This is a genomic window from Caulobacter sp. HJHS_5 (assembly GCF_056683955.1).
Window position 1 is genome coordinate 1 of the sequence record NZ_JBWZNC010000011.1, and the last position, 1,802, is coordinate 1,802.

Sequence of the window (1,802 nt, forward strand, 5' to 3'; positions counted from 1 at the left end):
AGACCAAGCGCGGCACCGGGCCGGATTACTTCGACGGCGGGGCCGGCACAGACCGGGTGGTCGCCGACTTCCTGACCGCGAACGTATCCATGCACCTCGACCTCACCGACACCACGGTGTTGCAGGACCTGGGCGGCGGCGCGTTCATGGTCAACGTCGAGGTGGTGAACTTCACGGCTGGCCTTGGGAACGACACCCTGATCGGCGGGGCCTTGAACGACACCCTCAACGGCGGCGACGGCGATGACATTATCGGGGGCGCCGACGGTAATGACAGCCTCATGGGCTCGACGGGCTATGACATCGCTGTCTTCTCCGGAGCCTATTCCGACTACACCATCGTCAACCTGAGTACGGGCCAATATCGCGTGACCGGTCCCGGCGGCGTGGATGTGGTCAGCGGTTTCGAGACCTTCCGGTTCGCTGACGGCGACCGCGCCGTCGGCGGAGATTCCGCCAGCGCCGTCTATTGGGGCAGCACCAACGCCTCCATGCAGTTGATCTCGGCCACCAACATGCCGGATGGCCGAGGCGCCACACCCGGCACAGGGTTCACCATCACGGGGCTGGTGCGGGCGCCGGATGGCACCTGGTGGGCGGCCAATGAGGGACAGGCCGAGGAAGATGACAACACCTACACCCCGTCGCTCGTGCATCTGGCGGCGGATAGAGAGACCAAGATCGGCGAGATTATCTTCGGACCGGCCACGATCCGAGCGGTCCAGGGGCTGACATTCCGTCCGGAAAGTAATGAGTTGCTGGTCGCCTCGCTGAGCGAAAGCAAGATCCGGGTCTATGACGCCACGACCGGCGAGTTCGTGAAGTTCCTGACCACGGACGTGTCGCCGAACGCCCTCACCTACGACAGCCTGTTGGACGCCTATGTCATCGGCGCCGACAACAACGCCCCCAACTCGACGGTGGTCCGCTGGCGTTCCTATGAGACCGGCGACCTGATCAAGAGCCTCGATGTCGGGGTCATCCCCGATCACATCTACTTCGACCCGGCCGAGGGGGCGCAGGGCACGCTCTACATCACCTACGGCGAAAACAATCAGGCCGGGAAGGTCGACAAGCGCGATGTCGCCACGGGCGAACTTCTGGGGCGCTATGTGGTGCCCGAGGCCAACGCCGTTGAAGGCATCTATGTCGACGGCGACCATGTCTATCTGGCCAACGACGCCTATTTCCATAAGGCGGCCCCGAAGCTGAACCGCATCCTAGAGTTTGTCGCCGCGCCGATCGCCTCGGCCTACGACCGCGGAACGGCGACGACGGCTTTCAATGTCGATCTGTCGATCCATAGCCAGACTCTCAGCGACGGCACGCAGCTGGTCGGCGTCGACCGCATCTTCTTCAAAGCCGGTTCGGGCGCCGACTTCCTGCGCGGCGGGGCTTTTGACGATGTTCTCGTCGGGCTCGACGGCGCCGACACCTTGGACGGCGCCGGCGGCGCGGATCGCTTGGTGGGCGCCGCGGGCGACGACGTCCTGACTGGTGGCGCGGGCGATGACCGCGTCGAAGGGGGCGCCGGCTTCGACACCGCCGTGTTCAGCGGCCTGAGGTCGAACTACAACGTCGAAAGCCTGAGCAGCACCGGCGTTCGCGTCACCGCCACCTCCGGCGACGATGGTTCTGATATCGTCAGCGACGTTGAGATGTTCCAGTTTCTGGACGGGACGTTCACGCTTGCGCAGCTTCTGCAGCCGGCGCCGCCGGTCGGGGTGCAGGTCAGCAATCTGCAGGGCGTGGCGGAGAACACCGCCGCCGAGACCCGGCTGGCGGACGTGGCCCTGACCAAC

The 1,802-nt window shown here is 65.0% G+C and carries 1 pseudogene; it reads left to right on the forward strand.

What is annotated here, in order from left to right:
- Nucleotides 1-1,802, forward strand: a pseudogene (locus ACFLIT_RS17810) (hypothetical protein); the annotation flags it as partial.